The sequence below is a fragment of the Lentilactobacillus sp. TOM.63 genome, from assembly GCF_030361045.1.
GTDB lineage: Bacteria > Bacillota > Bacilli > Lactobacillales > Lactobacillaceae > Lentilactobacillus > Lentilactobacillus dabitei.
The window spans coordinates 1-24,865 of sequence record NZ_JAUCAP010000040.1; the positions used below are offsets into that span (position 1 = coordinate 1).

Consider the following 24,865-nt stretch of genomic DNA (forward strand, 5'->3'; position numbering starts at 1 on the left):
TGTAGCTCATGATTATATTTATTACTTGTTTTACGAATTGACTTCGCAAATGTTTGGTTCCGAAATGAATCGGAACGCCCTGCACATTTGTTTGTCGAAAATTTTGTTCAGTTTTCAAAGGTCTACATGAGAAACACAAACATTTTTGATAACTCCAAGTAAATCGTTCGTCATTCGAAATCCTTATTTCTCATTGCCTCAACAGCAATAACAATTATATCTCACCAAATCCTGTAAGTCAACAAAAACTTTTTAAGAAGTAATTGGTATATATGCAATTGCTAACTAAGCAACGAGTAATATACTATCAGGATTTTTGACCCAGGTCAACTACTATTTCAAAATTAATCGTTTTTTCTATTAACTAATGATTTAGCAATTCATTAAGGTTGAGTCAAAAGTTCACTATTGAGGTGAATAACCCGTTATACTAGCACATGAAATCTTTACAAAGGAGCCAATGAATTTGGACAATATCGTAATCATTGAAGGCAAACGGACTCCAATAGGTAAACTTAACGGTGCATTAAAAAATGTCACAGCGGAACAACTCGGAACAATGACCGTTAAAAATTTGCTTGCGAAAACAAATATCCCCGCCTCGTTGATTGACCAAGTAATTTTTGGCAACGCGATTCAAGCAGGGAACGGTCAAAACATTGCCCGTCAAATCGAATTACAAAGTCATATTCCTCAAAGCAAGACAGCATTTACAGTTAATCAAGTCTGCGGATCCGGCATGCAAGCCGTCCATCAAGCAAGTTCAGCACTGCTGCTCGGTGAATCGGAAATAATCATCGCTGGCGGTACGGAAAGCATGTCAAATGCGCCTTACCTCAACATGAATCAACGTCAGGCAACTAAATTTGGGGCAGTCACCATGCACGATGCATTGGAACATGACGGCCTTCGAGATTCTATTTCAGGTGAGTTAATGGGTATCACCGCCGAAAATGTTGCCAACCGTTTTAACATTACCCGCCGGGAGCAGGATTCGTTTGCGTTACGGTCACATCAACTTGCCGCTGCTGCAATTCGTAACCATCAATTTGATGATGAACTGATTCCTATTGAGACTAAAGAACTAGCAAACCCAATCAATCAGGATGAACCCGTTAGATTCGACACGAGCTTGGAAAAGTTATCCCAACTAAAGCCTGCATTCAAACCAAATGGGACTGTTACCGCCGGAAACTCCGCCGGACTAAACGATGGCGCCTCGGCCCTGATCCTGACAACGGCCTCCCATGCCAAAAAACTAGGTCTCCAGCCAATCGCAGAAATTCTTGGCTATTCCGAGGCTGGGATCGATCCTGAGATCATGGGATATGCGCCTTACCTTGCCATCAACAGTCTCCTCGCCAAATTAAAAATGACGATTGCAGACATTGACTTGGTTGAACTCAACGAAGCCTTTGCCGCTCAATGTATTGCGGTTACCCGCGACCTTCACCTCTCACTGGAAAAAGTCAACATCAGTGGGGGCGCGATTGCTTTAGGCCATCCCCTCGGAGACTCCGGTGCCCGAATCATCACGACACTGATCCACAATCTACGAAGAACCAATCAAGAAATCGGGATTGCTTCCCTATGCATGGGTGGCGGCATGGGGTCGGCAATCGGAATTCGGGCGATTTAACAAAAGGACGTTATAAATAAGGATCGACAGTCAGGCAGATAACTGCTTGACCGTCGATCCTTTTATCGTGTCATGATTATTCAAAGTTGAACTCTATCTGCCGCAGCAATTTCACTTGCAAACGAGCTTTGATATAGCCAGTAATACAACTTCTTTGTTTGTTTGGACATCTCAGCGTATTTCGGGTTAACCGCTCGCATCTGGGGTGCCACCCGCATCAAGTGGTTGAATGCACTGGGGCTGCCAGACTGGTTCAAGCCATCATAGTCGTCTTTACCACGTTCAACAATGGGAATCAGCTGATCCACTTGGAAACGGGCCAGTTGTTCGACGTAATCCCCTAACGATGAAGCGATATTAAAATCAGCTGGGGCCACGTTCCTGGATTCCGTATAATCACCAGCTTGGATTTGTGCTAACAGCTGGTTTCTCGTCACCGTATATCGAACAAGAATTGGTAAACAATAAGTGGCCTGAATCAATCCATGAAGGGCTTCAAGAAAGCCATAATTAACCGTAGCTGTTTCACCACGATCATTGATAAGCGGCCGATGGCTATTATCCATCACCACGCTTAAATTCTGCTGAAAATTCTGTTGACTGGCATTTCTGGCGGTTCCGGCATTACTGAGGTCAATAATCGGTAAATTAGCTGCTAATTCAGCAAGGGTTGCTGGCAAGCCGAATCGTTCAAAGATATCAGTTAGCTGTGAGCCAGTGATTTTGATAACTTGCTGCATATCAGTAGCTGTCGTCACCGGCATGCCAACCAGATCAGCCCGCCCTGCATTCACGAATTGATACACAAATGTATAGAGTTCCAACGAGCATAACAGGTCAAGAACTTCGCTAAACTGACCATTCACGAACAAATTAATCGTTTCGGATAAACTGATGTCGGTCAAAGATTGGGTCATCATAGCTGGTAAATCAGTTTGGTCACTGAAATCATCACCGGAATAGATATAGTTACCAAGCAATGGCACCTGATCATCGCCGAACGAATGAGTTGTCAAATACCCATTGTTAACTTCGTCAAAAAGGCCCTGAACGATTCGCTCATCCACCGGATCATCAATTCCATCCGTAATCTTGCGGAAAGGACTGGCCCCGCGCATGTAACCATTCACGCTGCCAAACCAATCATTTGCCAGCTTCTCTGCATCAGCAAAGGATAGCTTCTGAAAGGCACTGGTTACTTTTGCCACCACGCCATTTTCACCAGCAATCGCGCGGATAAATTGAATGACTGCCGTCTTGTACCCATTGACAAATTTTTTTCTGATCTGTACTTTGAGCTAAATAGATTGAAAAAGCATTTCCGGCCGCTCGATTAACGATCGTATCATCGCTTTGACCAGTTGCCCACAAAGACATGTAATGAACCTGGTCCAGCGTCACTGATCTTAAATCGTCAACTGCGACCAAATAGCCCATCTGAACTTCCTTGGATAATTTGAACTCCGCAAGTGACATGCTTTGCTCAATCGGTTTATCAAGAAAAAGCTGGCCCCCTCTGGCCATCCTCTCGGAAAAGATTGAACTTTTTGCATATGTATTTTCACCAAGCAATTTGGAAGTCATTAACGCAATCATAGTCAAAATTTGTTGATGCTTTTTAACTTCATTACTTTCGGATTGTGCTTTTGTAACGCTATTATTGGTAGCCATTCGTTGCACCCCCTAGTCTTAAGACAATAATAGCACATTCTTTGCGTCTAGGAGATAACTCATACAATTCTCATCGTTATAAATTGTCAGGCGTTAACTTTGCAGATCTGTTGATATTCATATATGCTTATAGCATAGATAAGAAAGGATGTGTAACAATGGGAGACTTAAAGAATAAAAAAGATGAAGTAGTTGGTAAGGTCAAAGAAAGTATCGGTGACATGACCGGAAACGACAAGCTTAAATTAAAGGGTAAGGCCCAAAAGACATCCGGCAAGGCAAAAGATAAGGTTGCCGATGCAAAAGAAAAAGCGGCCGAAAAAACCAACGAAGTATTAGATGATTAAAGCGGGCGACAAACCCTGAGGTCATCCAAGACTGGGACGAAAGACGATTTGGTCCCAGAATTTAACAAAAAGAACCAATTATTTCTGATTCTGGAATAGTTGGTTCTTTTTTTAAATGACCGAGATCAGCCGTTTGGCGCAGGCTTTATCAACATAAGAACGCAAAGTTCAATTGCATTTATAAACACTCTCCCGACTAACGCCCACGCACCGCGGCTGATCATCTTTTTTCATTGCCCAAAATTCACGAACATTTCCGGTTGCATGTCCCATATTTTTGCTCTATAATGCTCTTTCGTGTTAATTTAATCTAATTATTACGGTTAGAAATACCAACGAGGATGTGAGCACAATGCCAGCAACATATTTACGACAAGCAACCAATGAAGACTTACCAGCAATTAAAAAAATCATCAAAGAAGCAAAAGCGTACCTCAAACAGCAAGGCATCGACCAATGGCAAAATGGCTACCCAGACGATGAGGCTTTAGAAACCGACGTCAAATTCGGCATTACCTATGTCCTGATCATTGACGGCAAAATTGCCGGAACCGCTGCTCTGCATCAAGGGCTGGATGTCAATTATCTCAATATTCACGACGGCGAGTGGGTTAACGGCATCCACGGCCGCTACACCGCTATCCACAGAATTGCCATGTCAGCAGACTTCCGTGGTCAGCACCTTTCAGACAAAATGATCACTGGGTTGATCACGATTTCCGGCGTTCTTGGTTACAAGGACATTCGAATTGACACCCATCCCGATAACTTCGGCATGCAACATGTCATCACCACCAACGGTTTTACCAAGCGCGGCACGATTTACATGACCGAAAAGGGTCACGAAGCCACTCCACGATATGCCTATCAACTCATTATTGGGTAATCATCAAAAATGAGGTAAAATGTTTTCGATGGGGTGATAGGAATGGTAGAATCAGATTTAACAGTCAAAACAGCACTAATTGTGATGTATGTGATCGGCATTATTTGTCTGGGAATTACCTTTTTCCTCTTAAATAAGATTAATGGCAGATTCTTCACCAAGTTTTCGATCGGCATCATCACTGTTGTTTTAGTGATGGGAATCATCTTAGTGAATTTGTTTAACTTGAGCTAATGATTTTTTAAAGATTGGGACGAAAGGCATTTTGATCCTCGAATTTAAAAAAGAACCAATTATTCCTGATTTTGGAATAGTTGGTTTTTTTTAAAATTCGAGGATCAGCCGCTTGAGCACGACTTTAATCTAAGTATCAGTGGCGATCCAAGGAAATGAGTATCAATTGGAAATTAATATATCCCGGTCTGATCCGGTTTTGGTTTGTCATTAAAACCAGCACTTCTTGGTTATCAAGATTAAAACTGCTTCATGTATTGGGAGTTCACCCAACTCATCCCCGTCGCTCACTGCACAACAACCTTCGTTCCTACTGGCACAGTCCGATTAATCCACTTGGCATCCGGGATCGACAGCCTAATGCAGCCGTGCGAATCGGCCTGCTTCCCCAATGTCTTGGCTTCAGACTTGATATAGTGGCCGTCAGCATTGGTTGGCACCGTGTGGAAAAGGTAGATTCCATGGCCTTTCCATGATGTCCAATAACGAGCGCCTTCCTTAGAGTGTTGATTATAGAAGAAGTTACCGCGTTCCTGTTGAACATGGAAAGTTCCTTTAGGAGTGGCGTTATCCCGACCGGTCGAAGCATACATTGTGTACAAGACCCGATTATTGGGACTCATCACATAAACTCGCTGTCTGCCGATTGAGACCCGCAGATAGCGATCATTTGCCCGCGTAATGGTCGGGTACGGCCTAGATTCAGACGAGTGGCGCCAGTTCACGATTTGGGTTTGACCGACCACGCCCGTTTTATGACGCGTTTGAGTGGTGTTGGAACACCCTGTTGCGGTCAGCATCAACGCTATCGCCAATATTATTTGCAACAATTTCTTCATTGTATCCAATCCCCTGCTCTGAAATATCTACTCGAGTATATCACCACAGGATTTTGGCACGACCTTTTTTGCTCAACCTTTAGCAATCCGTAAAATTAGTTAACTTTAATTAATTGTTGGTCCGCTAATAAATACAAATACTTTTCAGTAATTGGGCGACCAAGAATTTTTGCCAATGCCATTCCATACAGCTCCAGCTGACCGCGATATCGATCAACGATTGTTTGAACGGTCACCTTGGGCGTCAATCGATCAGTCTTGTAGTCAAACAAATAAACGCCGTCATCAGTGACACAATAGCCATCAATAATCCCATGAATCAGGATGCGTTGATCATCGTCATTGAAGTTTTTGAAGACATCGCTGGCCTTCATCAGTAATGAAAATGGGGATTCACGCTGGGTTTGCTCGGGGTTGCTTAAAACGCGTTGCCCGACAGAAGTTTGATAGAATTTTAAAACCCCATCAATGTTAATCTTATCGGCGACATTTTTGAGAATAATGCCTTGCTCAACCAATCGATCACGGAGCTGAGTGACAGATTTCTGGTCCGGCGTTGTTGAAAGATTGATCTGTTGAAGCAGCATGTGGGTCGCAGTTCCCACGTCGGTTGGCGAAGGCTGCTGCTTTCCGTTACCGGAAATAAACGTGGGGGCAGCTAGGCTCGACTGCGTATAACGGCTTGGGCGAATGACCTGATCAGCATCTAATAACGAATGATTGCCCAACTGAATATTATCCGGATCATCAAATAACCGCTTAATCTCAGAAACTGATTGATAGGCAGTGGTGTGGGTTGCAACCTGATGAGGATACTCGTAATCCATCAAACCTGCTATTTTGGCTGATTCAGGATCTAAAGACTGGGAAACAGTCAATTGATCAATCCAGTCGTTAGGAGACAGTGTGGCTTTATCTGCCTGCTTCATTGCTTTGGTCAACTTGGCATTGTCGAAAAACTGGATATCGAACTTCGATTGATCAGCGGCCAGTTCGTCAAAGGATTGGCTATCACCAAATTCGTTTAACACCAACGGATGCCGAGAAATTGCCGGACCAATCCATGATAAATAATTCTGAGCACTGTTACGAGTAGCAGTTGGCAACAATAATCTCCCAGTGGTGGTCTTTGATTGCCAGGTTAAAATCTGTTTTTTCTCATCAAATGGTTGATCTTTAGATCCTTTAACTTTGGCAACTAAATACAGTCGTTGTTCAGCTCTGGTCATCGCAACATATAATTTACGCATTTCTTCAGATAAAAACGCATTTTTGGTAACTGTCTTAACGGCTTCTTTTTGCAGTGGATCAGATACCTCTCGGGTTTCGTTATTTAAATAAGAAATACCGATTCCAAGATGATCATTCAAAATATAGTTGCCTCTTAAATCCTGATCGTTGAACTTCTTGCCAACATCGTTTAAGAAAACGACCGGGAACTGGAGACCTTTACTCCCGTGAATGGTCATTACCTGAACTTTGTCAGCCGCGGTCGCCGGATTGGCTGTCGCTAGGTCTTTGTCGTGATCCTGCATCCGTTCAATGAACAGGACAAACCTGAACAGCCCTTTGAAGCCATTCTTTTCATAATCAGCGGCCCGCTCGTACAAGGCATGTAAGTTGGTTTGGCGCTGGTAGCCGCCCGGCATCCCGCCAACATAATCTAAATAACCGGTCGTATTATAAATATCCCAAATTAAAGCCACAAGGCCGTCTTGTTGGGCAACATCCTTAAAATGAGTCAACTGGTTTAAAAAAGTGGCGATTTTGCTATAAACCCGTTGGCCATAATCGGTTGGTGCCGCCGTTGGGTATTGCTGATAAAAATCCAGCACCGCTTGATAATAATCACCGGTTTTCCGGTTAATCCGAATAAACGCCAGCTGATTTTCATCAAGGCCAACGATCGGTGACCGCAAGACAGCAACCAGGGGAATATCCTGATAAGGATTGTCAATAACCGATAATAGGGACATCATCACTTGAATCTCGGTTGTTTTTAAATAACTTTTAGCACCAGTAATCTCCGCTTCGATGTGATATTGCTTGAAAACATCGGCCATTGTCAGCTCACTATTGTGGGTTGGTGAGATGATGGCAATGTCACCCGGCGTGAGATCACGTAAATGATCGTGATCATAAATTTGCTCATGATTATCCAACAGAGCGCGAATTTTTTGGGCAATCATTTCAACTTGGCCAGTATCACTATCTTCAATCTGGGTGTCCTCAACTTCCCCATCCCCAGTGCCAGTGCTATTCTCGTAAATCAGCAGAGAAACCTTGGAGGGATAACTTTTGAGGGCCTCAGTATTTCCAAATTTCAGCTTGGCTTGAGAATAATTAATTTCGCCAACCTGCTTATCCATAATTTGTTCAAAAATCAGATTGGTGAAATCATCAATATTTTGGGCAGACCGAAAGTTTTCCGCCAGGGAGACCAATTCGTTGTCGTTATCTTGATCCGTATAGCTTTCCTCTTTATCAATAAACATCTGGGGATCTGCCAACCTAAACCGATAAATTGACTGTTTGGAGTCACCAACCATAAACCGGTTTCCCTGATCCGGTTTGGCAATTTTATTTAAAATAGCGTCCTGCAGCCGGTTATTATCCTGATACTCATCAACCATGATTTCGTAATACTGATTCTGCAGCTTCCGTTGGACCAGTTCTGCTGGGTCGCTGGAGTTATTCAAAATGTCATAAGCAGTGTGCTCAATATCAATGAATTCCATTAAATGGCGTTGATTTTTGAGTTCCTGATAGGCCTGACGAAATTGTTGAACAACGGCTACCAATTTTTCAATCCGGCCCTTGGCTGCCTGCATGATCTTAATGTTAGCGGTTTCGTCCAATAGGAAGTAGCGTGCCTGAAATTTTTGGAATCGTTCACCACTATTTTTGATGCTACCATTAATGCTGACAATTTGGGCATGAACCTTTTTTTGATCAGCTTCAAGCCCCGTTGCCGATGGAAACTTATCAAAAGTAAATTGATTGACAGCATCCCGCAACTCATCCCACGACCTACAGTTATCGATGTGCTGCTTCAAATTCTTGAGTGAATCCAACTGCTTATCGAGGGCTTCCTCATCTTTGAAAAGTTCAGCCTGCTGGGCCAACTGAATCATTAAGAAATGATCCATTTCGACCTGGCTGAAGAAATCATCAATCTGTGGTTTGATGAATTTTCGATAAAAATCACTTTCGATCAGGCTTTTCCCTTGAAGGTCATAAAATTGCGCCGAATTTTCCAGCCAACCATCGGGATCATCGGTGACATTGGCAAATTCGTCCATCTTATAAACCACGCTGGTTAAGCCGTCGTCACTGCGATCGTTGGAAAAGTTTTCGGTTAACCGGGCAAAGGAGCCGTCCTGATCATTACCATATAAATCTTCACGGACCCCTTGCCATGCTTGGTCCTTCAGGAGTTCTTTTTCCGTATCATCAGAAAGGATTCTAAAGTTCGGGTCAATCCCTAAAATATAATAATATCTGGAAACTAATTTCTGACAGTAGGCATCCATCGTAGTGATATCAGCTACCGAGACCTTCTGGATTTGAGTCAACAGGGCTGCTTTCTCTTGTGGACTATCCGTTGCGTTGAATTCTTCCCGCAATGATCGCTGAAGCCGCTGCCGCATTTCCTTAGCAGCCGCGTTCGTGAAAGTAACCACCAGCAGTTGGTCGATGTTGGCTTCGTGATTTTTGACCATTTTAATAATTCGATCCACCAACACCCGGGTCTTCCCAGAACCAGCCGAGGCGGAAACCAGGAGATTACCTGCGGGGCGATCATTAATCGCTTTTTCTTGATCTGACGTGTAATCCATTACTTTTCCTCCTTCAGCTTTTTGATAATGTCATTTGGCTTGAGTTTGTTAATGATTCGGTAGCGATTATTGGGCGAATCTTGATTTCCTAATAATGGATCAAAGTTCATAATCGGCTTAAATTTGGTGTACTGCATGGCCGACTGGCTGCCGTACTTAGTCGGTGATAAATTAATGTCCCCGGCAAAAATCTTGTTAGCTGCATCAACAATCAAGTGTTCAGTGTGCGTCAAAAAAGCCTCAAGTGTGTCTGCGGAAATCAGCGCAGATTTCTTGGATGGCTCACCATTTTTCTTTAATGTATATGGATAAACCTGAGAACTCCCCACCTCAAGTTGAGGCTCCAAACCACTGACCAAATCAGGATCAGAGACTAAAATCCCCTGATATTTGTGCTGATTCAATAGGGCTTCTTTAAATCCAGTTTTTTGGATATCAACGGTTTTTAATTTGGAATTAATAATGTGCAAATAAAGGGCCCCTGCTAGTGAAGCGTCCGGATCATCCGGGCTCAATTCCAACAAATTGTGCTTTAAAACGTCCAGATAGGTCAACAACTGCATCGAAATTCCGGTGTAAGCTTCCGTATAATCAAAAGATTTGTTACCAGACTTATAGTCAACAATCCCAAAATATCGTTTATCGCCAACCGTTATCGAATCAATTCGGTCAATCCGGCCACGAACATTCACTTGCCGGTTATCAGGCAACTCAAATGAAAGGCCTTTGAGATTGTCACCACTTGGTTGGCCGAAAACTTTTTCAGTCGTTCGTGGGCGCATTGGGGTGGCAGTTTGCTGATCACGCATGACCCGAATCATTTCCTGAATTGTCGCCCGCAGCTGGGAAGTCAGGTATTTCATCCGGTTGGAACTCGTCAAAATCACGTACTGATAATTGTCAGGATTCGTAATCATCTTTTGAACATTTTCGGCAACCAGGTCTTCAATATCCTGGTCACTTAGGGTCGTCAGATCAATCTGCTGTTCATGAACTTCCTTAAAGATTCGATCCAACGCTTCATGGAAGAAGGTCCCGGTACTGGCACTCGATAACTCAAACTTTTCTCGTTCCTGCAATCGGAGTCCATACTTTAGAAAATATTCATAGGGATTTTTATAGAATGACTGCAACTGCGAAATCGACACATCTAATTTATCTCCATAGAGGCCCGTTACAATGTCAGGCTTCAATGGCTTGGGATCATTTTTGTAGGCGATGCTTCCCAGTAAACGGTTGGTGAGCTGATTAAGCTCAGGATCGTTTTCCAAGGTGCTAAAAATAAACCGCCAAGCCGACGATAATGTCGGTGCAGTCGGATCAGCCCTGTAGGCGGCCTGAATCACTTGAATCAAATGGTGTAATGTTCCCCGCTTGGTTCCAACGTAAAGATCGATTGGCTGATCACTGGTTGGAATTGCCGGGTAATGATTCACTTTCAAGCCAAAATGGGTCGCAATTCGTTGGACATACGGTGACAGCTGAACACTCGTCTCATCATTGGTCTGGCCCGTATAAGTAAAAATCAACTTTTCACAAGGGGTCATAAAGGCTAAATAATTCAAATAGGGTTCAAAGGCCATTTGCGCGTCAGAGGAATCATTGAGATATTGATTGTCGCTTAAATTTTGTTGCAGCTGAGCAACATCGTCATCCCCAAACAAACTTTCATTCACCGTTCGCGCGGGCATATTATCATCGTTGGCGCCAATTATGAACGTCACTTTGTGGTTGTTCATCTGAACCATCCCACTTTCGGAGACGGTCACTTGATCCAACGTTGACGGGATTTGAGAGTAATCGGCCCCTTCAAATCCGGCATAAATCAACGCCCAAAAATCTGCCGCAACAAATGGCTTATCACCAATGATTGCCACGCTTTCGTCCAGCAATGAGCAAAACATCCGCCAAACCTGCTCAATTTGATTGGAACGATTAATGTGATTATCATCAACTGCTGCATCCCGCCAAGCTTGTAATTGGTCAACCACCCCAGCCTCAGTCAAGAAACGATACAAGATACTGGCAGCATCGCGATTCGTCCTTGCTTTGGCTAGTTGTCGATAAAATTTTGGCAGCGTGTCTTTCACCAAGTGACGAATCACGTTGATCTGTTGGGTAATTTCTTTGTCCCTATCAGTAATCACCGTGCCCTCATCATCGTCAGCGACCCATACATATTGCCAGTCTTCGTCTTGAGTCCAGCGACTTCCCTGATAATTGTTCTTGAGAACCAAATTTTCGGTGCGGGAAACTGCTTCGCGATAGTCAGCAATTGCCATTGGGCGCCCATCGACTTGGGGGATCACCAATTCGGATTTCAAAAAGCGCATCACGTCATCGTATTGGTAGTTACGATGACGGGCTGGATCGTCAATATCAAACAATGATCCCAGCAGCTCCACCAATGGATGGTCGACCATCGACTTTTGAATATCTTTAAAGTAGGGAATGGCCTGTAGCGAAAAGACCGGCTCTAAAATGTTGTTGTAGGCATCCAAATGGCGGGTCAAAATCAAAAAGTCAGAATAACGATACTGCCCATTCGCAACCATCCCATGAATCATCGTGGCCACTTGGTCGAGCTCCGAGTATAAATTGTCGGCCTGATAAACTTGGATGGCCTTTTTAGATTCAAGCTGACTGGGCGTGTTTGCCCCCATCCGACTCGACTGCTCCCAATACCGCTCTAATTTCAGCAGATCTTGAGTTACCCGCGGCTGATCGGCCATCACGGCCCCGACATAGGGCACTTTTTTAGTGGCCGCATATTTGTAAAGCCGCAAAAATAATTTAGCCGATTGATAAAATAAATCGGGTTCTTCTGGCAGCTCATCTCGATAGGCCTGGTCCAACGTCAAAGAAACTGTCACGCTGGCAGCTTTACTAATCAGTGTCTCCACCAAGCGAGATTCTTGAGCGGTGAACTTGGAGAAATCCGAAATATAAAAGTGATAAGCTGAGAGGTCAAGCTGCTCTAAATGATCACTCAGCAGATTCGAAATATTATGATTATCGAAGTATTGATCATCAATCTGCTTCACATATTCCGAATAAATAATTGAAAAATCGTGTAATTTATCCCGAAGGTCATTGCTGATCACTGTATCTTCATTTTCATAGAGTTCAAGCAGATCTTCCGGTAAAACGTTACCGGCTTGCATCTCAGCAATTTGATGAGCCACTTGGTTAACAAACCCGGGATGATGGACTTCTTGAGAAAATACAATCAGTTTGTTTTGATTATCCAAAATAATTTGATACAGCATCATGTTAATGCCGGCTTGGCTAATCCGTTGTTTCTGATATTTAGGCGAATTGCGCAAAAAGAACCAGGCCAGCCGAGTAAATGACAAAACTTGAACGTCACTTTCGGCAGCAATGGCAGCGGTTGGGTCGGCCAACTGTTTAAGAATTTCAACTTCAGATTCAAATTTAATATGATTAGGAACTAGGTAAAAGAAATTGTCACCGGCATGTTGTTGCCGATCATTTTTAAGAATATGCATCATTTTTTCTTGATGATCGTACCCGTTTTTTCCTAACACAAATTGCAGTGTCATTGGATCACCTCACTAGATTATGTTCATGATAACATAGTCCCTGCGGGTGGAAGCAAGCGATCATCATTCCCGTCAAAAGGGCCACCACAAACTGTTTTATTCAATTTCCATCAGCCAAAGATCAATATAATTGAACATTGGTAAAAAAAGGCTATTATTGATATTGGATGTAGTTTACATCCAATTATTTGACCTAAATGAAAGCTTTATGCTTGCATTGATCTTGTTAAGAGAGCCCGTCAGCGTAACCCACGATTAAATATCGGAAGCAAGAATTTACGATCTACCCCCAATATATCTTTCAAGTTCAAACAAACGCTGATAGGTTCTTACTCCTAATAACGCCTGGCAACCCCAGGCGGTACATAGTATTTTGATAGCTTCACTATTCAACCTTATAGGGATAAAATTGGGACGAAGGGCCATTTGATCCCAGAATTTAATAAAAAGAACCAACTATTCCAAATGAGGAATAGTTGGTTCTTTTTGTTAAATGGCCGAGATCAGCCGTTTGGCACAGCTTTTATCCAAATAGCTACGGCGATCTAAGTGAATGATCATCGATTGGAAATTAATATATGTCCCGGCTTTTTTGCGTTCGCTCTAGTTGAATGAAACCAGTCCCTCAGCTCACTTTCGAACCGACGCCCTTTGAATCAATTTTACCGGCAATGTATACTCATCCAACAAATTTTCACCCTCATCATTCAGACGATTGAATAACAGCCGCACGAGTAGATCAGCAATATCATCCAAAGGCTGGACAATTGTACTTAAATCCGGATTGTACTCCTGAACATTCGTAGAACCATCAAAACCGATTACTTGCATGTCTGCTGGTATTTTTAAACCGAGCTTTTTAGCTTCCTGCATACATAAAATTGCCGTCAAATCATCGGTACAAAAAACGGCATCGGGATGATCGATTAACAGTGATTGGTGGATGGTTGCCCGTTTAATGGCAGGCGTCGAATTGAATGGCAATTCAACGGTTTGTGGGGTGAGGCCCCGCGCCTCGACGGCCTTGTTGAAGCCTGTAATTCGATCGTTATTCGGCATCTGAACATCGATACTACCGGATATAAGCAACAACTTCTTAGCCCCTTTGTCAATCAGTGTCTTGGCTGCCAATTGACCGCCACCATAATTGTCACTTCGAACGGTTGGAATTTTATCCTTGAAGTATCGGTCATAAGAAACAATCGGCAGTTCGGTCATCCCATATTCCTTAATCCCTTCATTATGAGAACCCGTGATAATGCCATCCACTTGATTAGCCATCAGCATTCTCAAATATTGCCGCTCCTTATCCGGATTATCCAAACTATTGCAGATAATTGCCTTATAACCCTTGTTAAACAAACGGTCCTCTATCTTTTCGACCACTTCAGCAATAATTGGATTGGTGATTCCGGCAAAAATCAACCCAATTAGTTTAAATTGTTTTCCATGGAGTGCCCGGGCAGCCGAACTAGGTTGATAGTTCAAATGCCGCATGGCTTTATATACCTTTTCTTTTGTGGTTTCCGATAAGTATCCCCGGTCATTGATCACCCGGGAAACTGTCGTAGTTGACACACCGGCCAATTTGGCCACATCATCTAATTTCGGCTGCATATGCCTGTCTCCTTACGCTTTATTTCTAACCAAGTATACCACAAGCTATTTTTAAATCCATTTTATGTTAATTTATGTCAAACGATTGACACAGAAAAACCAAACCTGTATGATGAATTCATGAAAAGGGTTACATTAATTTGGAGGTGTTTAGCTTGAATCAATCCTCATCCCAATCACCATGGTGGCAAAATGCCGTTGGGTATCAGATTTATCCGAAAAGTTTTTATGACAGCGACCAAGATGGTGTCGGCGACATTCAGGGAATTATTGAAAAGACCCCCTACATCAAGTCGTTGGGTGTCAACTTCGTCTGGTTATCCCCATTCTTTGCATCACCAAACGTTGATAATGGCTATGATGTGTCGAATTACGAACAGATTGATCCCCAATACGGAAAATTAGCAGACGTTTTTGAAATGATTACCAAGTTTCACGATGAAGGGATCAAAGTAGTCTTCGACTTAGTCATCAACCACACGTCCGACCAGCACCACTGGTTTGAAGAGGCCAAGAAGTCTCGAAACAATCCTTACCACGACTTTTATATTTGGAAAAAGCCGGCAGCCGGCAAAGCGCCGAATAATTGGCAGTCCTTATTCGGCGGCTCGGCCTGGGAATACAATCCCCAAACTGATGAGTATTATTATCATCTATTTGCCAAACAACAACCTGACCTGAACTGGGAAAATCCCCGGGTTCATCAAGCTGTCAGTGAGATCATTGATTGGTGGGCTAGCCATGGAGTTGATGGGTTTAGGCTGGACGCGATCTCCCACCTGAAAAAATTACGAACCTTCGCCGACGTTGACCAACCTGATGAGGCCATGAATGATGTGGCCGGCATTGACAATTTTCTTCAGGAATTAAGTGACGACTTCAAACGCGATCACCTGATGACTGTCGGCGAGGCCGGTGGCGTGTCAGTGTCAAGAGCCCGACAATGGGTCGATGAGCAACATGGTTATTTCAACATGATTTTTCAATTTGACCATGTCAGCTTTTGGGAAAAATTCACTGTCGGTCAAGTAGACGTTGCTCAGTTAAGAGCCGCTCTCACCCGCTGGCAAAATGGATTGGCAGATAATGGCTGGAACGCCCTATTCCTTGAAAATCATGATCTTCCCCGAGCCGTCTCCTACTTTGGCAACGATACTGATTACCGCAAAAAAAGCGCCCAGGCACTTGGCATGATGTACCTGTTGATGAAGGGAACCCCCTTTGTCTACCAGGGACAAGAGCTTGGGATGACCAACGTTTCATTTGATCACATTGATCAATTCCGTGACCTCGATAGCAAGCACTTCTACCAAGAAAAATTGGCCGCCGACTGGCCAGTTGCCAAAATCATGACCAGCTTACGGGCAAAGAGCCGCGACAACGCCCGAACACCGATACAGTGGTCAGCAAGCAAATTTGCCGGCTTCAGTCACACCCAACCATGGATCGAAGTTAATTCGAACTATCCAGAGATTAATGTGGCCGACCAACAGCCATCGCCTCAATCCACTTTGAATTTTTATCGGCAGCTGATTGATCTCCGCCTCACGGATGAGACATTGCTGTCAGGTCAATATCACCTCATCGATACTCACGACCATCAACTTTACGTTTACACGCGTGAAGTAGACCATTCCGGTTATCTGGTTGTCACTAATTTAAGCGATCAACCGGCTGAATTCCAGGTCCCTGATCAGTTCAAACTCACCAGCTTGGTTTTAAGTAACGATCAAGCTGCAGCCCTTGATTCGCCAATTGCCCTCAAGCCGTGGGCAGCCAACCTCTATATGTATGAAAGGAAAAATTCATGAAACTCACAAATAAAGCAATGCTCATTACCTATCCAGATAGTCTTGGAGATAATCTTAAAGACTTGCAACACGTGCTCAGTTCGCAACTCGATGGGGTGGTCGGTGGCGTCCACATTTTGCCATTTTTCCCATCTGCCGGTGATCGGGGCTTTTCACCCGTTGATTACCAACAGGTTGATCCCAAATTTGGGGACTGGAACGATATTCAAACGCTTGCCAAGAATTATTACCTGATGTTTGATTTTATGGTGAACCACATTTCCAAGCATTCCAAGTATTTCCAAGACTTCCTACAGAATCACGACCAATCAAAATATCGTGACCTCTTTATTCACTGGGATGAATTTTGGCCGGCTGGACGCCCCACTCAAAAGGACATCGACCTTATCTATAAGCGTAAGCCCAAGGCACCCGTCCAAGAAATCACCTTTGCGGACGGCCAAACCGGCAAAGTTTGGAATACATTTGGTGACGATCAAATCGATCTCGATGTGACCAAGCAAGCCACCAAAAATTTCATCAAATCCACCTTAGAGTTTCTCATGAAAAATGGGGCTTCAATTATTCGCTTGGACGCCTTTGCCTATGCGGTTAAGAAATTAGATACCAATGATTTTTTCGTAGAACCTGAAATTTGGAACTTGCTGGACAGCATCAACAAGATCACGCAACCTCAAGGAGCCACCCTCTTACCGGAAATCCACGAAAATTATCACATTGTCCGTAAATTAACTGATCACAATTACTTCAGTTACGATTTTGCCTTACCAATCGTGACCCTTTACAGCCTCTACTCGGGTGATGCCACCCGTTTAGCTGCTTGGCTGAAATCTAGCCCCATGCGTCAATTTACGACTCTGGACACCCATGATGGTATTGGAGTCGTCGATGCCAAAGACATTTTGAGTGATCAAGAACTCGATTACACCAAAGCCGAAATGTACAAGGTCGGTGCCAACGTCAAAAAAGTTTACTCAAGTACGGCTTATCACAACCTGGACGTTTACCAAATCAACACCACTTATTACTCGGCTCTTGGTGACAACGATCCAGCTTATCTAATGGCCCGGGCAATTCAAATTTTCGCGCCAGGAATTCCGCAGATCTATTACGTAGGCTTGTTGGCTGGCAAAAATGATTTGGACTTACTTGAGAAAACCAAGGAAGGCCGTAACATCAATCGACATTACTATTCATTAGCTGAAATTGACCACGAAACCCAGCGTCCCGTTGTTAAGGACCTTTTTGCATTATTGAGATTCCGCAATGCCAGCACCGCATTTGACCTCGATGGCAGTATCCAAGTTGAGCAGCCAAGTAAATCAGAAATCATCATTGTCCGCAGCTCAGCCGATGGCAAAACGGCGGCCCGGTTAACTGCAGACCTTGAAACAAAATTATTCACTGTTGAAGCCAAAGATAAATCCGAATCTTGGACAAAAGTTCTCGATTCAGCCAACCTAACTGATTAGGGAATGGAAGGATGACAAATCATGAAATTAGAAAATGACTTATCTGTTTCAGAGCTCGGTACCGACACCCAGCCTGATATGCATCTTGAAAAATTGAGTAATAAAGAGCGAGTTAGTTATGGCGTCAGTGACTTTGCCTGCAATATCGCCAATGGGATGGTCGGGACTTACTTAATGTATTACTACACTGACGTTTTTCTCGTCGCCGCCGGGGCAATTGGCACGCTATTTTTCGTTGCCAGAATCGTTGATGCAGTTTGTGGCCCCGCTTGGGGAATTTTGATTGATCACACCCACACTAGATGGGGTAAGAGCCGACCATTCTTCCTCTGGTTCTCAATTCCGTATGGGATCTTTTTCATCCTGGCATTCTCTTCGGTGCCATTGGATTCGATGGGTAAATTGATTTGGGCATACGTCACCTACATTGCAATCGATGTATTATATCTAGGAATCAACATTCCAATCACTTCGATTTTGCCATCCCTCACCAGCAATCCCCAAGAACGGGTCCGACTGAGTACTGTCCGGCAAGTTTTGGCAACCACTGGGGCAACCTTGATTTCAGTGATGGTTCTGCCAATGGTCGCCCTCTTGGGTCGTGGCAACAACCAGCTCGGCTTTTTCCTGACTGCCGTAATCATTGGCGTCTTGACCAGCTGTCTGCTACTGGTCACTTTCAAGAATACCCGCGAACGGGTTCATCCCAAAAATGATCACAAATTACCATTATCAGAGTCCATCAAGGCTTTAAAGGGTAATTGGCCTTGGATGATCATCTCACTGATGTATTTCTTTTTCTGGATCGGCATGCAAACCAAGCTTCAAGTAACGGTCTATTTCTTTAAATACAACATGCACGATGCGGGATTGGCCTCGGTTATGTTGGGTCTGCAAGCTATTTCGTTAGTCGTGATTGTCTTCACCCCATTTCTGACCGCTCACTTTGGCAAGAAAGGAACAATGTCAATTGGGTTGGGGCTTTGCGTGATTAGTCAAGCAATCTTAGGGATTGGGGCTCACTATTTGAGTGTCCCAATTCTGGCCGCTGCAACGATTCTGGGTTACTTTGGAAACGGCTTCTTCGCCGGCTTACTACCAGTGATGCTAGCCGACACCGTGGACTATGGCGAATGGAAGAGTGGCGTTCGAGCTGAAGGCTTGGTGACCTCATTCTCCGGAATTGCTTCCAACTTCGGCATGGGCGTTGGTGGTGCCGTTACCGGATTCCTATTGAGTATGAACGGCTATGTAGCCAACCACCAGCAGACACCGCAAGCCTTGAAAGCAATTGAAATGAATTATATTTGGGTGCCACTGATTGGGTTTGGCATTGGGTTAATCCTGATGTATTTCTATCAGTTTGATAAAATGCAGCCGAAGATTGAAGCAGATTTGATGGCGAGAAGGTTAAAAGAGGAGTAAAAAGTAGCTGATCATAGTGGTTACTGACACAAATAAATCCAGATGAGACTCAGGAGGTATGATCACTTCCAGTCCCATTTGGATTTATTTTTGTCCATTTAATTGGTTCTGAACTTCTTCAATTGACAAATGATTCAGCAATCGTTGAACCTCAGAAACCACATTTTCTCTTTGCATTTTCATGAAATGCAAATTTTTCATCGCCAAATCGACGTATTGGGCAACTTCTTTAGAATCCATGTGAGCCTCCGTCTGTCCTAAGCTGCATCGTGGAAACCTGTGTCGCCAAGCAACATTCAGGTTAGCCGCTACTCTTCACTTTATTTTCTTCCATCACCTTATTGGTGTAGTATTCCAAATCATCGATCACCTGTTCATTTTGTTGGCCCTTTTGGGTGGCAGCATGCAAATTTTGTTGTGCCACGGCCCAATACACCAGGTTGTCAGTGATCGGCAGAATGTCCCTAATGATTCTAAACTGGAAATTTTCCTTGTTGGTCGTCTTCATGTTCACATAGTTATTCCAATCCGTCACCATGCGGGCGCCAGTGTGCTCATCCTTTTGAAACGCCTCGATAATCACAAAATGAGAATTTTTATTTGCCTCGGATAACTGTGCTTTCAACACCTTCACTTGGTCTGAATCCAATTTAATTGCCATATGCTCACCCCAATTCTATTTGCTAATAATTCCGACCGATCGATTAATGAAATCATTATTGTCGAACATCTCGAATGAAAGCTTCGCAACCGCCCCACTGGACACCTCTCCGTATGGCATTGTGGTTCCTTCATTAAATAGTTGATAATTTAATCCAGCTTGATCAGTCAACTTCGTCATCCTAATTATAGAATACGGAATTTCTGCCTCGTCGACAATTTTTATTGCATATCTTTGCTGTTTTATAAATTCTTTGGAATCTTTAACCCCCTCGTAAACGGGGACAGTTTTTAATTCATCATCAACTCCGGCATAAGAGAGCATCACAAAATGACTCAGCGGTGGCTGAACTTCGTCAATGGCATCGAATAATTCTCCAAAATCCAAATCAACGTCCAGAGGCCCAACGGCTGAAAAAATCCAGTCAACGTCCTTTAAACGCTTGGCATAGCCCATCACGTCTTGAAGATTACCTTGGTATTCTTCATAGCTTATTTGGGGATCGGCAGCTAATAGCTTCTCAAATTGAGGAACAACGGGATTATTTTCATTTAAGATCAATAATTTTTTCAAAGGCGTAACTTCCTAATCTAAATGATTTATTATTTAGTTCAGTTGTTTCATAATTAATATGTACCATATATGTCAACAGAAATCAAAGGAGGATGGCACATGACTCAAACTGTAAAGATTGGCAAATCAACTGTTGAAACAACACCACTGGGATTTGGTACCAATGCTGTTGGTGGTCATAACCTGTTTCCAGATCTTAGTGAAGAAGATGGGATGAACTCGGTCCGAGCTGCTTTAAATAGTGGCATTACCATGCTCGACACGGCCTACGCGTATGGTCTGGGACGTTCGGAAGAACTCATTGGCCAGGTGATCAAAGAATATGATCGCTCAAAAATCACCATCGCCACAAAAGGTGCCCAGCTCGTTGATAAAAATGGGAACACCACAATTAGCAATGATCCGGCTGACCTCAAACGATTTGTGAAGGCAAGCCTAAAGCGCCTGCAGACCGACTACCTCGACATTTTCTACATCCATTTTCCAGATGACCAGACGCCAAAGGACGAAGCAGTGGCCGCTTTGAATGAACTCAAGCAAGAAGGCCTCATCAAGGCAATTGGCGTTTCAAACTTTTCTTTGGCCCAGCTCAAAGAGGCCAACAAGAATCATCAAGTAGATGTTGTGGAAGACCAATACAGCTTAATTCATCGCCAACCGGAAAAAGAGTTATTCCCATACTTGCGGAAAGAACGCATCTCCTTTGTGCCATTCTTCCCGCTGGCATCGGGCTTACTAACAGGTAAGTATGATGGCTCACCAGTTGATTTCCCAGCCGGTGATTTAAGAAAAAATGATCCAAACTTTGCTGGCAGCCGCTTCAGTGGCATCGTCCAGTCGGTGAAAAGCTTGCAGCCAATTGCGGATAACCACGATGCCACAATCGCCCAAGTTGTCTTGGCATGGTACATCAAGAACCCAGATGTCTCGGTTGTCATCCCGGGGGCAAAAACACCTCAGCAGGTTCAAAGCAATGCTAAAGCAATGAATATTGCATTAACTGATGAAGAATTTAATGAAATAGATAATGCTTTTAAACTATAAACGTTAGGAATTATTAAATCAGAACTAGACAGCTATCTAAAAGAACACTTAGTTTTGGCTTCGAACTTTGCTCACCGGCTTCACACTATATTGCGGGTTGATCTGCAATTCCTTAATTCGTTTTTCGCCCCACTCGTACATCTGATTAATGATCGGCATCAGGGTTCGGCCCAGATCCGTTATCCGGTAGGTCACTTTCACCCGGGAATCAGTGGTGACTTCCCGCGAAATCAGACCGTCCTCTGCCATTTCCCGCAGCTGATTGGTCAGTACTTTGTGCGTCACTTTTGGCATCAACCGCATTAATTCGTTAAACCGATAAGCACCGTCAGTTCCTAAATGAAACAGGACCACAATTTTCCATTTACCGCTAAACATCGATAAGGTGAACTCTTTTGAACAGCTAAAATCGCCGCCCTCTAATCGATCCTTCACGTCTTTTCTGATTACGTCAGTCATTTTTTCTCCTCCGAACATGGGCACGCACCTGCAAGTGCGTTATTGTATCGATTTGATACTCAGTATAAAATAGATACCATGCTTTAACAAGAAAGGAAGAGACTAATGAGTAAAATTGCTGTAATTGTCACCAATGACGTTGAAGATATCGAGTATACCTCCCCAGTTGACGCCTTAAAGAATGCCGGCCATGAAGTGACCGTGATTGAAAACAAGGCTGGCAACAAAATCAAAGGCAAACACGGTGTCGATATCACCGCAGATCAATCGATCGCTGATGTTACCCCGGCAGACTTTGATGGCTTACTGATCCCTGGAGGCTTTTCCCCTGATCAATTACGGGCTGACGACAGATTTGTCAACTTTGTCAAAGCATTTCTCCTTGCAGACAAACCAACTTTCGCGATTTGCCACGGTCCTCAACTGTTCATCCAAACAGGCCTCACCAAGGGTCGCACGATGACTGCCTACCTCACCGTTCAACCTGATCTTTACTATGCAGGGGCGCGTGTGAAGGATCAGTCGGTTGTTATCGACAATAACTTAGTGACTAGCCGAACACCCGACGACTTGGTTGACTTCAACGCAGCCATGCTTGATGTATTGAAGAATAACTAATTAGTATTTCAAGATCGATATAAACAATTATATCTATTTATCCTAATTGATTCGCAGATTGAACATATTATACTATAATGATAGTATAAATATGTTCTTTTTTTATTTATATCCGAACAATAGAGGAGCTATTATTGATGTTAAATTCGATTGCCCACTTTTTTGATTTTGAGGGTCGGAAAACAAATTTCCGAACTGAAACCATCGCTGGGATCACCACGTTTGTTTCAATGGTTTATATTCTATTTGTGAATCCGAATGTCTTGGGAGTTAGTGGTATGGACAAGGGGGCCGTCTTTACTGCAACGGCCCTAGCATCCGCACTTGGCTGTTTTCTCATGGGGTTCATCGCTAACTACCCGATTGCCATATCTGCCAGTTTGGGGATCAACGCCTTCTTTGCTTATTCCGTTGTCATCGGTATGAAAGTTTCTTGGCAAACTGCATTGGCTGGCGTCTTCGTTGCGTCAATTATTTTTATGATTTTAACGGCGCTCAAATTACGAGAAAAGATCATTGATTCGATCCCGGCAGATTTAAAGGCCGCAATTGGCGGTGGGATTGGTTTGTTCATCGCGTTTATTGGTTTAAACGATGGCGGTTTGATTGAGGCTAATAAAGACACTTTGGTTAGTCTGGGTTCACTTCATGTCGGCACAACCTGGTTAACCATTTTTGGGTTGATTGTGACCATCATCCTCATGAGCATGCGCGTTCCCGGTGCCATTTTTATTGGCATGGTACTCAACGCCATTTTGGGGATGGTAACTGGCCTGATTCCACTGCCCCATCAATGGGTAGCCGCAATGCCAAGCCTGGCACCAACATTTGGAGTTGCCTTGACCCACATTGGCGACATTAACTCGCTTCAACTGATTGTCGTCGTGCTGACTTTCTTGCTAGTGACCTTCTTTGATACAGCTGGTACTTTGGTCGGCTTGGCTGAGCAGGCTGGCTTCATCAAGAACAACAAGATCCCCCGAATTGGCCGCGCGTTGATCGCCGACTCTTCAACCATGTTAGCGGGATCTTTGCTGGGGACATCCCCAATGGGTGCCTTCGTTGAATCGTCAGCTGGGATTGCCGTTGGTGGCCGAACCGGTTTTACCGCCATCGTGGTTGGAATCCTCTTTATCTTGGGGACATTCTTCTCGCCGCTATTAACCGTCATTACCAGCCAAGTCACGGCGCCTGCCCTGATTATTGTTGGGGTATTAATGGCTCAGTCCCTTAAAAACGTCCACTGGGAACAGTTTGAAATTGCTGCGCCTGCGTTTATCACGTTAGTCGGCATGCCATTCACTTATAGTATCGCCGATGGAATCGCCCTTGGCTTCATCACCTACCCAATCACCATGATTGCTGCCAAGCGTGGGAAAGAAGTCAGTGCAATGATGTATGGATTAGCCGTCGTCTTTGTCTTCTTCCTCTGGATCCTGAATCGCTAAAACCTTTTGACCTTCGATTCGAAAAGCGGTAAGGTTAAAAGGTTGTCTTGACAACTAAATAATTTACAAGGAAGGAATTTATTTATGAATTCTAAGACTAATGTTCTCGGCATCGACAGTGTTCTTGATTTAACCAAGGCTGCCGTTGTTGCTGCACTCTACATCGTTTTGACGATGGTCTTTGCAGCCGTAAGTTACGGGCCCGTTCAATTCCGCTTTTCTGAAGGACTGAACAACCTGGTTGTATTTAACAAACGCTATATCGTTGCAATCACGTTAGCGTGCTTTATTACCAATATCATGTCACCAAATGGCGCTATTGACATGGTGGTTGGTACGTTTGAAACCCTGATCAATTTAGTAACGATCTATTTAGTTACCAAGCATATGAAGTCACTAGTGGCGAAATTAGTTGCTTCCGTTCTGATCGGGACATTCTACATGTTTATTATTGGATTTGAAATTGCCATTATCGGCCACGCAGCATTCTGGCCAACGTTCTGGAGTACCTACCTTACCGCTGGAATTGGTGAATTTGTTACCATGACAATTGGTGCCGTGGTTGTTTACCTAATCAATATGAGATACGACTTGGCAAAGTAAGCATAACAGCATAATTTTAATCGAAGATGCCAGTTTTACTGGCTCTTCGTCAACTGTTGTTGGTGAAACTAAATTCGAGTTCTAATCACTTTGTGATTAGGGCTCTTTTTGTTTTG

21 protein-coding genes are annotated in these 24,865 nt (G+C 43.7%); 11 read left to right on the forward strand and 10 right to left on the reverse strand.

The features are described 5' to 3' along the window. The first annotated feature begins 466 nt into the window (after positions 1–466). A complete protein-coding gene (locus tag QUF07_RS08685; RefSeq protein ID WP_217342466.1) occupies positions 467–1,639 on the forward strand; it encodes a thiolase family protein in 1,173 nt (390 codons plus the stop codon). A gap of 80 nt (positions 1,640–1,719) precedes the next feature. Here QUF07_RS08685 and QUF07_RS08690 read toward each other — a convergent pair whose 3' ends face one another. Both QUF07_RS08690 and QUF07_RS08695 read right to left on the reverse strand, forming a co-directional pair. Continuing rightward, positions 1,720–2,850, reverse strand: a complete 1,131-nt coding sequence (locus tag QUF07_RS08690) for a hypothetical protein (protein ID WP_289427208.1) — start codon at positions 2,848–2,850, stop codon at positions 1,720–1,722. Positions 2,851–2,857: 7 nt separating this feature from the next. After that, positions 2,858–3,310, reverse strand: a complete 453-nt coding sequence (locus QUF07_RS08695) for a hypothetical protein (protein WP_289427209.1) — start codon at positions 3,308–3,310, stop codon at positions 2,858–2,860. 158 nt (positions 3,311–3,468) lie between these two features. On the opposite strand from QUF07_RS08695, the gene QUF07_RS08700 reads away from it, so the two are divergent. The 3 genes from QUF07_RS08700 (at position 3,469) to QUF07_RS08710 (ending at position 4,777) form a co-directional block, all read left to right on the forward strand. Then, on the forward strand, positions 3,469–3,657 hold the full coding sequence (locus tag QUF07_RS08700; protein WP_217164873.1) for a CsbD family protein: 189 nt from the start codon (positions 3,469–3,471) through the stop codon (positions 3,655–3,657). 352 nt (positions 3,658–4,009) lie between these two features. After that, complete coding sequence (locus tag QUF07_RS08705) at positions 4,010–4,543, forward strand: GNAT family N-acetyltransferase (RefSeq protein ID WP_289427210.1); 534 nt, start codon at positions 4,010–4,012, stop codon at positions 4,541–4,543. A 42-nt stretch (positions 4,544–4,585) separates the two neighbouring features. Then, positions 4,586–4,777 (forward strand): hypothetical protein, encoded by a 192-nt coding sequence (locus QUF07_RS08710; RefSeq protein WP_217164877.1) that lies wholly within the window; start codon positions 4,586–4,588, stop codon positions 4,775–4,777. 287 nt (positions 4,778–5,064) lie between these two features. On the opposite strand, the gene QUF07_RS08715 is transcribed toward QUF07_RS08710, so the two are convergent. The 4 genes from QUF07_RS08715 to QUF07_RS08730 form a co-directional block, all read right to left on the reverse strand. Beyond that, positions 5,065–5,616, reverse strand: a complete 552-nt coding sequence (locus QUF07_RS08715; RefSeq protein ID WP_217164878.1) for a L,D-transpeptidase — start codon at positions 5,614–5,616, stop codon at positions 5,065–5,067. Positions 5,617–5,711: 95 nt separating this feature from the next. Beyond that, positions 5,712–9,455, reverse strand: a complete 3,744-nt coding sequence (gene addA, locus QUF07_RS08720) for a helicase-exonuclease AddAB subunit AddA (protein ID WP_289427211.1) — start codon at positions 9,453–9,455, stop codon at positions 5,712–5,714. Further along, a complete protein-coding gene (locus QUF07_RS08725; RefSeq protein WP_289427212.1) occupies positions 9,455–13,018 on the reverse strand; it encodes a PD-(D/E)XK nuclease family protein in 3,564 nt (1,187 codons plus the stop codon). Before QUF07_RS08725 ends, addA begins: the two co-directional genes overlap by 1 nt. Before the next feature lie 630 nt (positions 13,019–13,648). Then, complete coding sequence (locus tag QUF07_RS08730; RefSeq protein ID WP_217163597.1) at positions 13,649–14,635, reverse strand: LacI family DNA-binding transcriptional regulator; 987 nt, start codon at positions 14,633–14,635, stop codon at positions 13,649–13,651. Positions 14,636–14,781: 146 nt separating this feature from the next. Between QUF07_RS08730 and QUF07_RS08735 the strand changes: the two genes are divergently transcribed. The 3 genes from QUF07_RS08735 to QUF07_RS08745 all read left to right on the forward strand — a co-directional run bounded on the left by QUF07_RS08735 (position 14,782) and on the right by QUF07_RS08745 (position 19,343). Continuing rightward, on the forward strand, positions 14,782–16,446 hold the full coding sequence (locus tag QUF07_RS08735; protein WP_217342108.1) for an alpha-glucosidase: 1,665 nt from the start codon (positions 14,782–14,784) through the stop codon (positions 16,444–16,446). After that, complete coding sequence (gtfA, locus tag QUF07_RS08740; RefSeq protein ID WP_289427213.1) at positions 16,443–17,918, forward strand: sucrose phosphorylase; 1,476 nt, start codon at positions 16,443–16,445, stop codon at positions 17,916–17,918. Before QUF07_RS08735 ends, gtfA begins: the two co-directional genes overlap by 4 nt. Before the next feature lie 78 nt (positions 17,919–17,996). Beyond that, complete coding sequence (locus QUF07_RS08745) at positions 17,997–19,343, forward strand: glycoside-pentoside-hexuronide (GPH):cation symporter (RefSeq protein ID WP_217163600.1); 1,347 nt, start codon at positions 17,997–17,999, stop codon at positions 19,341–19,343. Between the two features lie 84 nt (positions 19,344–19,427). On the opposite strand, the gene QUF07_RS08750 is transcribed toward QUF07_RS08745, so the two are convergent. The 3 genes from QUF07_RS08750 to QUF07_RS08760 form a co-directional block, all read right to left on the reverse strand. Then, on the reverse strand, positions 19,428–19,583 hold the full coding sequence (locus QUF07_RS08750; RefSeq protein ID WP_217163594.1) for a hypothetical protein: 156 nt from the start codon (positions 19,581–19,583) through the stop codon (positions 19,428–19,430). A gap of 61 nt (positions 19,584–19,644) precedes the next feature. Beyond that, positions 19,645–20,004, reverse strand: coding sequence for a hypothetical protein (locus QUF07_RS08755; RefSeq protein ID WP_289427214.1), 360 nt, complete (start codon positions 20,002–20,004; stop codon positions 19,645–19,647). Between the two features lie 15 nt (positions 20,005–20,019). After that, entirely contained in the window at positions 20,020–20,577 is a 558-nt protein-coding gene (locus QUF07_RS08760; RefSeq protein WP_217163590.1) for an NAD(P)H-binding protein, read from the reverse strand. A 99-nt stretch (positions 20,578–20,676) separates the two neighbouring features. On the opposite strand from QUF07_RS08760, the gene QUF07_RS08765 reads away from it, so the two are divergent. Beyond that, positions 20,677–21,621: an aldo/keto reductase gene (locus tag QUF07_RS08765; RefSeq protein ID WP_217163588.1), complete on the forward strand. Its 945-nt coding sequence runs from the start codon at positions 20,677–20,679 to the stop codon at positions 21,619–21,621. A gap of 48 nt (positions 21,622–21,669) precedes the next feature. Here QUF07_RS08765 and QUF07_RS08770 read toward each other — a convergent pair whose 3' ends face one another. Then, positions 21,670–22,080 carry a winged helix-turn-helix transcriptional regulator gene (locus tag QUF07_RS08770; RefSeq protein WP_217342100.1) on the reverse strand — a complete coding sequence of 137 codons (411 nt, stop codon included), beginning with the start codon at positions 22,078–22,080 and terminating at the stop codon, positions 21,670–21,672. 105 nt (positions 22,081–22,185) lie between these two features. On the opposite strand from QUF07_RS08770, the gene QUF07_RS08775 reads away from it, so the two are divergent. From QUF07_RS08775 to QUF07_RS08785, 3 genes are all read left to right on the forward strand, one after another. Then, entirely contained in the window at positions 22,186–22,698 is a 513-nt protein-coding gene (locus QUF07_RS08775) for a type 1 glutamine amidotransferase domain-containing protein (protein ID WP_054748222.1), read from the forward strand. Positions 22,699–22,835: 137 nt separating this feature from the next. After that, complete coding sequence (locus QUF07_RS08780) at positions 22,836–24,146, forward strand: NCS2 family permease (RefSeq protein ID WP_289427216.1); 1,311 nt, start codon at positions 22,836–22,838, stop codon at positions 24,144–24,146. An 84-nt stretch (positions 24,147–24,230) separates the two neighbouring features. After that, the gene (locus QUF07_RS08785; protein ID WP_217163583.1) at positions 24,231–24,749 is read left to right on the forward strand and encodes a QueT transporter family protein; all 519 of its coding nucleotides are present in this window, start codon (positions 24,231–24,233) and stop codon (positions 24,747–24,749) included. The last annotated feature ends 116 nt before the right edge of the window (positions 24,750–24,865 follow it).